The organism is Arthrobacter sp. 10T413_2 (genome assembly GCF_056394205.1).
Genome location: NZ_JBFTHK010000180.1, coordinates 1 through 8,359, shown reverse-complemented (window position 1 = coordinate 8,359; position 8,359 = coordinate 1). Strand labels below are relative to the sequence as shown.

Here is an 8,359-nt window from a genome sequence, read left to right as displayed (position 1 = left end):
GGCTTGGGTAGTCCTTCGCGATGGATGTGATTTCCGCGGCGAACGGGGACGGTCCTGCCGACGTGACAATAAAGTGGACTGACTCCCGCAGGTCCCCCTCCAGGGACCGCAGCCAGCTCAGGAACGGTGTGATTCCCACACCGGCGGCAATCCAGACCTGGTGTTCCGTTCCCTTGTGCCTGTCGAACCGGCCATAGGGCCCGCCCACCACCGCCGGCATTCCGGGCTGCACCACGTCAGGAAGCCTTGTTGTGTGGTCCCGAGCGCCTTGACGGTGATACGCAGGTGCGGGTCCCGGGCCGAACCGGACATGGAAAAGGGATGGCGTTGCCAGCCCTGCTTGGTTTCCAGGTAGATCATGGCGAACTGGCCAGGCCGGAAGTCCAGCGGTTTGCCGAGCGGTGCAAGGCTCAGCTCCACCAGATCAGGGGCCACCGCTTTGACCTGGTCCACCTGGTAGTCGTGGTGCGGCAGGAAGCGGCGCGCCAGGAGCTCCCGGTAGGCGTAGAACGCCAGCCCGACGCCGCCGATGGCCACGAAACTCCACCGTAGCCCGGGGGCGGCGTCGAACGCGCTGGCGTCCAGCAGTCCGTGGAAGAACCCGGCCGCAACGAATATTCCCGTCAACCGGTGGAAGCCACGCCAGCGCTCGTAACCACCCAGCAGGCGGGCCACCAGGCGGACCGGCCGGGCGCTTCCGAGGCCAAGGACCAGGTCGCGCACCCGCGCGGGGACCATGGTCCGCCAGCGCGGCAGGATGGCCCAGGCCACCAGGGCCGCGAGCCCGGAGATCCCGATGACGGCAAGGGTTTTCCCCACGCTGGTCGCCTCGGGGTTGGCTGCCAGCTCGATGTGCGGAAGCAGGAGGACGGTCCCGGTGATGGCGGCACGCCGGTGCCAGATGGCTGCGTGGTCAATCCCGCCGAACACGTGCTCCACCTGCGGAAGGGTGCTGATCAAGACCAGGGCGATGGAGAGCAGCAGTATCGACTCCCCGCCGAAGAGCTGGCCGACGTATCCGGCGGGAGGTTCCCCCGCGGGACGGACCAGGAGCCAATACAGGGCGTAGGCTGCCGCGAGGATGATGATCACCGTGGGGCCCACGCGCCGCAGGGACACGCCCGGGAGTGACGTCAACGGTTTGGCTCCAGGCTGCGGAACTACCAAGAATCTCGGCTCCTTCATCACGGCTTGCTCGAGCAGCACCGCCTAGCCGTCATCCTAGGCCAGCCACGGGCGGCGCGGAGAACCAGACACCAGCATGGGCGGTGGCTGTGCCGGGATCCCCTTGTTGGATGCCGTCCGCATGGCATCGCCCGTTGTCGGCATAGAACCGCGCGACCGGCGTGCCCGATGCCCGCACTCCTAAAACTCCGCTGAACCCAACTCCCTGCGCGGTCTCATCAAGCCATGGGCTGCTGAGTGCTCACAAATCTGGCCCTGCACGATTTACCGTGCAGGGCCCGATTTAGTGGCAGCTACTTGGAAGACTTCCAACTAGACAGACGATGCGTTTCTTCCAAATAGGAAGCTATTCTTACAATTAAGTCGACATCTCACGGACGAGCGAGTGTGAGACCCAAGGGCACTTGGCGAAAAGCGCCAGATGCGGACCACCGCGATTCCGCGGTTTTGGTGGACTACTGCCCATGTCGGCTGACTGACCTAGTTGGCGAAATTAATAGGCACATCCGCCCGCTGCGCTTGTCGGGCCGAAGCCATGACTAACGATGGCGCCAGCAAGCGCTCCAGCTGTTGGCGGGCGCGCTCGTGGCCGAGTCCCGACGTCGCGGAGGCCCGGCCCGTGGGCGCAGCTTGCGCTGAAGAGTTCGCCAAAGCGGCCCCGGAACGGGGTCTGCGGACAGGCAGCCAGAAGAGTTGCGACACGGAAAGCGTCAAAGTAGAACTCCACCACGTTCTGTGGTCGACTAACCGCACGTGAACTGGCGAATGCCATCACCGCGGATACGCGTCKAGCACGAGGGGCACACTGAATGACTGCAGGCGTTGACACCACCTTTGACTTCCACTCAGATACTCCGGACGGCAAGGACCCTGATTCCTTCAGCCCGACACTGCTCAGGTACCACCAGCTGCTGTGGAACAAGGAGTTGCCCTCCGGCGGACGGTTCGATCTGAGACCCGAGCCAGGCGCTTATCTCGTGCACCGGTCCGCCCGGGGCGGTGTATTCGTCCTCGCCAGCGAGGCCTTCACCACCAGGTTGCTCGGCAAGGCGGCGGCCGTCATACGCTCGATCCCGGAGGGCGACCTGCCTGAGTACATTGGCTACACGGCCGGAAGCACCATCGTGTTCCCGGGCAACAAGATCGGCGGACAGATGACCCTCAATGGTGCGCGCGGATTCCACCCTAGGATCGCCGATCGCCCCGCCCTGACCTTGGAATGCATCCGTCGGCACTATTCTGGTGAGCTGCCGAATCCCCTTGCGAAGCCCCTTGCAAGATACGTGGACTTCTTCGCCCTGTTCAAGACCTTCCGCGAGTACGTCGAGTTCTTCCTGCTGCAGGATCTCTTAGAGGATGACGGCAAGAGCGTCCGGTCCTTCCTCCATCCGATCGGCGGCTTCAGCACAAGGGACGCCGTTCCGAAGGAYGATAAGGAATACCACAAGTATTTGGGAAACAGTAACGCCTTCATCAGCGCACGCAATCGCAGGATTGACGAACAGCCCTGAAGCGCTAGAGTTCATGACGCTGGCCAGCGCCGCCGAACGCCATAACGCCGTATCCAGAAATCTGGATACGCCGTTATTCGCCTGTATAGAGATTCGCGCGCCCGGGATTCCTCTCGCCCCATTGATGCCGTCCTCCTCTTAGACTGGCGCCATGACTTCGAGCCTCGACGCCCTGGAGTCCAGGCTCGTGAAGACGTTCCCGCCCGACTATTTGCTCAACCGCATCGGAGGCGGGGCGTCCTGCGCGGCTTCGACAGCTTCGGCCAGGTCATCATCCCCGGAGAGGAGGAAAATGGTGCTGACGGCCCTATTGCGGGCGACGCCGACGAGGTCTAGGCCCATTTTAAGGTCCACGCCCTTCTGGGTCCMATCGACCGACATGCGTCCCAGGGGCGGCCTTCGCCGTCGCGGTGGTCTAGCCCTTAACGCAGAGCATGGTCCGCAGGTGCTGGACRATGTCCACGAGGTCCCTCTGCGCGTCGATGACGCTGTGGAGGTCTTTGTACGCGCCGGGGATTTTGCCTCTAGCCCAAGTCTATTAGCTGCGTGACTAGAAGCATGGGTATACACTCCGCGACACGCATGTGACTACCCCAGTCCCGAGGCTTGGGGCTGCGTTCCCCGGATTTCCGTAGAGCGGGGACGAACCTGACCAGACGGCGGCAATGCCACCGAGGCTCGTACGCACTTCTTGCCTCGCGACAGCGCGCACGTACCTGTAGATGTCATCGCCATACACATAGAACGCGCCGCAGCCACTGCTGTCCGTGTTCATTATCAGGGCAGTGTTCCAGTTCACCATGTCATCGCTGAACTGAATGTAGACGGGCTAAGTGTCGTACGGGTACCCGTTTGTCTCGTATTGAAAGCAGTAACTTCCCCCTGATGCTGCGTTAGCTGACGGGGCGATGGCAATCGAACCAAGTATGACCAAAGCCAAAGCAGAGAGTGCGGTGGTGATCTTTCGGAGCACGGTGATCTTCTCTCCTCATCGAAATCCCGGTTGGAAGATAGCGGTCAGTAGCATGGGGATGTTTCATCTACGCTTGCGCAGATGACAATGTTGCTCCCCAGCGAGTCATACTGAGTCCCCGGTGAACCGGCAATTGTGAACCCGGTCCAGTGTTGACGAAGTTCCCCATTGATGCCCGTCCAMCACCAGTCTGCTGTGACGCGGACGTAGTACTGCGTGTAGTCGCCCGTCAGGGTGTACCAGCCGCATCCGCTCTCATCAGTCTGGAGAGTGAGCACGTTGTACCAGTTGTTCCCATCTGCACTCAGCTCAAGGGACACGGGTTTGTTCATGAAGGGGTCATCATTCTGCTGCCGGAAACAGAACGTGCCTCCCGAGGACGCCTGTGCGGGCGAAGCCAAAGCGACCGTTCCCAGAACGAGCATCACTATGGAGAACAGTGCTGTCATGATTTTGCGTCTCATCGTTGTCTTCTTTCATCATGACAACGCCCCATTCGTGAATGGCGAGCACGCTGGATCAGCGCAGCAAGAATGCTGAGATGCAAGCGGGTCATGAGAGGTAGCCCCAATATTCCGGATTTAGTCCGTGCATGAGCCTTTACGGCTGATGCCTGCCCCTCGCAGGTGTCATATTGCGCTCGGAGGAAAGAATTGAGCGCGTTTCGGCGGGAACAGTGCCCGCAAATCATCATCCCAATAGGGATCGTGGATGAGGCGATAGTAGTCCTGATGGGACAAACATGACAAGGGACTGTCGTCCACAAGCTTTAATCGGCCCACGCCGGACCAACTCAATTGTGTGTGCGCGTGCAGACGCTCCGCGCCGGTGGCCGGCCCTCTCTCGGCCATTTCGTCCCGATTGCTCCTAGAGTGACGCCAATAGATACCATCAATCTTGAATACGCACGCCTCCGCGKGGGCATCACCGAACATGATGCAGGGCAGTCCGTACAACAAGTCCGTCCGGATCAAGGTCACACCGGCAGACGAACTCGCTGTCCGGGCCTGGCTMGCCGRCCGCGCGGAAACGATGCGCGCCATGTGGGAGCCGTTCCTCGATTAGCGGACCGCCTCGGTCGTGTTCACAAATCCAGCATTCCGGCGAAATTCGTCGACTTMGTCAGGTCGAACCAGTGCAATCCGGGACCCACCGGCGTATTGTCGGGAGCATCACTCCATAAATCCGACATATCACGTGTCGGTATCGACGACTTTGGGTGGGGTCGCCTCGTATCCAGCAGTTAATGCATGAGAAACGGGACACCATGAAAGCACCTAGAATCGCCCTCTCCGTGGTCGTTATATCCGTACTGGCCTGCACGTCGTGCTCGTCAGGGCTGACGGCTCAAGGTCCAGCGTCCGCGCCGGCATCGGGTCCGACGCCCACTGCGAGTTCAGCTTCCGCTACCCCGTCTGTGTCGTCGGCGTCCCCGGGGGCGTCGTCGGCGAGTCCTTCATACGAGGCCATGGTGACGCCGCCGGGTACCCCGGACCCGGCCGCACCCGTCCCGGCMACGACGCAGCTTCCGCAACAGCCACGCGCTGGCCAGGGCGCACAACTCCGTTCCACAGGGAATTCGCGGGCAACCATGTCAGCGTTCATGACGATGGTTGCGACGGACGTCGACAAGTACTGGACGAAGGTCCTGCAAGCGGCTGGCCTCCCGGCGCCCTACGTGAACGTGGTGTTCCCAGCCCCTGGCGAGTCCGTGCAGAATGCCTGCGACAACAACGCGCCGACAACTGATGATGATGCGTACTATTGCCCGCTCGATGACAGCATTGTGTTCTCCCAGGCCATTGCAACCAAGATCTGGAATGGGGAGCTGAGGGCKCAAGGGAACACTGAAGCTGCTACGAATTTGTCCGGGGACTTCTCGGTGGCCATGGCCGTGGCCCATGAATATGCCCACAACGTGCAAACCGAGCTGGGCATCGTTCCCCTTCCGCCGGCGGATCTGAACTACCCCGTCTACAAAACGGAGCTCCACGCGGATTGTTGGGCCGGTGTGTGGGCTAACTCGGCGTACTACGAGGGAATCCTTGAGGCCGGTGACATCGAGGAGGCCATCCAGGCAACGATGCTGGTGGGCGACTACAACACCAGCTCGCGCGGCCACCACGGCACTCCTATGCAGCGGCACGCTGCCTTCATGACCGGGTACAACTCCGGTGTGCCCGCCAGCTGTGACCCCTGGCTGCTGGACTCATACTGACCAGCGCCTATCAGGCAAAGGAAGGCCGCCGGCGCATCGCGCCGGGGGCCTTCTGGTCCAGCTCCTTGTCAGGAAGGGACGTCCAAGCGCTGGCCCTCGGGCTTGGGTTCCATGACGGTGAAGACGAGCAGGATGATGCCGCCGACGAAGGGGACCAGTCCAAGGAGGATCATCCAACCGCTGTAGTTCGCGTCGTGGAGGCGCCGGACTGTCACAGGTACAGCCGGTCCATGTGACTAAAACTTTCAAGCCGTCTCACCTATCCAAGAACGCCGTGACCGGCTTAGCGTGACGCCTAGAACTTTTCGTTGACATTGGGGGCGTCGATGTTTGTGGGGGAAAGCACGGAGCAACGAGGTTTMAGGGGTCGGCCGGCGGACAGGTCAAGTGACAATGACTGATCGGAAGCTGACGCTCACTATCCTCGCCGTCATCGTTTCCGCGGCGGTAGTCGGCGCCTTTGTGGGTCAGCTTTACCCCCGGTCTGGCGTGCTCTACTTGGTTCCTATAGGAATCGGTGTGGGCGTATCCATTCGTCTTATCGCACAGCAGCTGGAGCGCAAGCGAGGAAATTAGACCACGTGTCTGTCGATGAATAGATAGGATCGCGGTGCGAAAKAATCTCATAATGTCCTGGCCCCAAATCGTGGTGCTCCATTTCATAGCAGGGACGATCGTCGCCGTCCCGGACCCTGGAACGGGTGGATTTGTACTTGCTGGTTCGCTGATAGCCATCGTCGCGGCAGGCGTCATATATAAATTGCGCTCCAAGGGGCGCCCCGGCAATGAGGGTATGAAGTCGCCGTAACTGAGGAAGGAAACATGTCTTGAACGGCCTCCATCGCGACGGCTTCATCCCGACCGGCGGTGAGCCGGAGTTGGCGCCGGGTTCGGGGCGGCTATTCACTCAGTTTCAGGGGCCGAAGGAACCATTATGACACCAGCGCTATTCATGGGGATTGTCTTCAGCGCAATGGGGCTTATCATTTCGTTGATCTCAAGTTGGATAGCCCGGGTGGCAACGAGTGGCAACCTGTTTCTCAAATCGGGCGCCGAAGGTGAAGCCTACAAGGCTAAGAAGTTCAAGCGCGTGCGGACTCTTGGCACCGGCATCACAGTGCTGGGCCTCGGATTTCTGGTTCTTGGATTCCTCACGGGTCAATAGACAAACCATCAAGCTATAGTCCACGCAAGACGTGATGTCTTACGCCAGCGGGTTGTTCGCGAGTGGACGCCGTTGGAATGTCTTGCTGATCTGCGTCGCCGGCGTAGCCGCCAACGAGTAAGCCTGGCTGACAACACTGGCGCCATCAAGGATTGCGCGATAGACAACAGCGCCGGCGAATGCGGCAGCTCACTTGCTGCCCTAGCGCTTAGCGTTGGTGGCGCAACCGCATGTGACAAGGTAATGCGCGGGACTGCCTGGGATTCAAAGCACGTTGCCGACGGGGCCCTGAAGAGTACGGCCCGCGCAGTCTGGGGAGCAGTCAATTTCGCCCCGGCAGGTTACGACGCCTTCAACTGCGTGCGAAAATATTGCTAATGATTCGTGTATTGATATTCGTATATCTCCTGCTMGCAGGCTACAGCGTCAGCTGGGCTGGGCGACACCGCATGGCAATCAAACCGGGCGGGAAGGGCGAGATCGGCTTCGAGGCAGTTCACCTTGGAGCTTTGGTCGCAGCAGCGGCAATCATGTTCACATTGCCTCCATTTACGTCTTTCCAGGGGCGACCGGTCCTGGCATACGCCTCCTTCGCCGCTCTGCTGGTATCGCTTGTTCTCAATGGTCTTAGACCACTGCGGTCAGAGCGCTTACAGCGCCAGATCGATCAACAAGGAGCAATATCCAAGGGAGCTCCAGGGAAGAGGTCGCAGACCATAGCCTGGGCAATAGGACACGGTCTCGCTGTACTTTATATAGCTTCAATTTCGCAATACATGTTTGGCTGAACTAGAGCCTTGCCTGTGGCTACCACGTAACTACGAGGAGTTCCCAATGTTCCCCATCCGCGCGGAGGGATGAAATGTTGAGCAAGCGCAAATACATCGCGATCAGCCTCTTGTCGCTCGTCCTGTTCTTCGCCGGGACTTTCGTCGCTAACCTCGTCCTGAATACCCGAAGTGACTGGACAGACTCTTTCTGGCTGGCCCTCAACATGGGCTTGCTGGCGGTTGTAGTGCTGGGAGTCGTCTACTTGAAGACGCGCCGCCAGAGGCCATAGCGAGGCCAACCGTTGAAGCATTGGAGCCCGGAAGCTCCTTGAGCCGGCGAGCATMTTTCGCACCGTTCAGCACATCGAGGCAGGCATCTCCGATACCTGGCTCTTCACGGTTCATGGGGAAGCGAATCCCGGATGAGTGTCATGCCGCCGTCCGGACGGCACTTCTCATGAGAATAATCGATTTGTAATTGGCCGGGTTCCGGTATCCGCGGGCAGTGCGTTTGATGTGCTTGATGCCGGTGTTGTT

Annotated in this window: 9 protein-coding genes; 4 read left to right on the top strand and 5 right to left on the bottom strand. The window is 60.2% G+C overall.

Features of this window, described 5'->3' with window-relative positions; genetic code table 11:
• Positions 1 to 117 precede the first annotated feature (117 nt).
• Positions 118 to 1,137: a ferric reductase-like transmembrane domain-containing protein gene (locus AC1DBQ_RS19540; RefSeq protein WP_476930085.1), complete on the bottom strand. Its 1,020-nt coding sequence runs from the start codon at positions 1,135 to 1,137 to the stop codon at positions 118 to 120.
• 857 nt (positions 1,138 to 1,994) lie between these two features.
• Here AC1DBQ_RS19540 and AC1DBQ_RS19535 point away from each other — a divergent pair.
• Positions 1,995 to 2,696: a DUF6994 family protein gene (locus tag AC1DBQ_RS19535; RefSeq protein ID WP_476930084.1), complete on the top strand. Its 702-nt coding sequence runs from the start codon at positions 1,995 to 1,997 to the stop codon at positions 2,694 to 2,696.
• A gap of 207 nt (positions 2,697 to 2,903) precedes the next feature.
• Here the strand turns inward: AC1DBQ_RS19535 and AC1DBQ_RS19530 are convergent, their stop codons facing one another.
• The 3 genes from AC1DBQ_RS19530 to AC1DBQ_RS19520 form a co-directional block, all read right to left on the bottom strand.
• The gene (locus AC1DBQ_RS19530; protein ID WP_476930083.1) at positions 2,904 to 3,077 is read right to left on the bottom strand and encodes a PIN domain-containing protein; all 174 of its coding nucleotides are present in this window, start codon (positions 3,075 to 3,077) and stop codon (positions 2,904 to 2,906) included.
• A gap of 34 nt (positions 3,078 to 3,111) precedes the next feature.
• Positions 3,112 to 3,213, bottom strand: coding sequence for an RtcB family protein (locus tag AC1DBQ_RS19525; RefSeq protein WP_476930086.1), 102 nt, complete (start codon positions 3,211 to 3,213; stop codon positions 3,112 to 3,114).
• Between the two features lie 500 nt (positions 3,214 to 3,713).
• Positions 3,714 to 4,133, bottom strand: coding sequence for a hypothetical protein (locus AC1DBQ_RS19520; protein ID WP_476930082.1), 420 nt, complete (start codon positions 4,131 to 4,133; stop codon positions 3,714 to 3,716).
• Positions 4,134 to 4,915: 782 nt separating this feature from the next.
• Between AC1DBQ_RS19520 and AC1DBQ_RS19515 the strand changes: the two genes are divergently transcribed.
• Complete coding sequence (locus AC1DBQ_RS19515; protein WP_476930081.1) at positions 4,916 to 5,887, top strand: neutral zinc metallopeptidase; 972 nt, start codon at positions 4,916 to 4,918, stop codon at positions 5,885 to 5,887.
• A 68-nt stretch (positions 5,888 to 5,955) separates the two neighbouring features.
• Here AC1DBQ_RS19515 and AC1DBQ_RS19510 read toward each other — a convergent pair whose 3' ends face one another.
• Positions 5,956 to 6,102: a DUF805 domain-containing protein gene (locus tag AC1DBQ_RS19510; RefSeq protein ID WP_476930080.1), complete on the bottom strand. Its 147-nt coding sequence runs from the start codon at positions 6,100 to 6,102 to the stop codon at positions 5,956 to 5,958.
• Positions 6,103 to 6,821: 719 nt separating this feature from the next.
• Here AC1DBQ_RS19510 and AC1DBQ_RS19505 point away from each other — a divergent pair.
• Together AC1DBQ_RS19505 and AC1DBQ_RS19500 are read left to right on the top strand one after the other, a co-directional pair.
• The gene (locus tag AC1DBQ_RS19505) at positions 6,822 to 7,052 is read left to right on the top strand and encodes a hypothetical protein (RefSeq protein ID WP_476930079.1); all 231 of its coding nucleotides are present in this window, start codon (positions 6,822 to 6,824) and stop codon (positions 7,050 to 7,052) included.
• 865 nt (positions 7,053 to 7,917) lie between these two features.
• On the top strand, positions 7,918 to 8,112 hold the full coding sequence (locus AC1DBQ_RS19500; protein ID WP_476930078.1) for a hypothetical protein: 195 nt from the start codon (positions 7,918 to 7,920) through the stop codon (positions 8,110 to 8,112).
• The last annotated feature ends 247 nt before the right edge of the window (positions 8,113 to 8,359 follow it).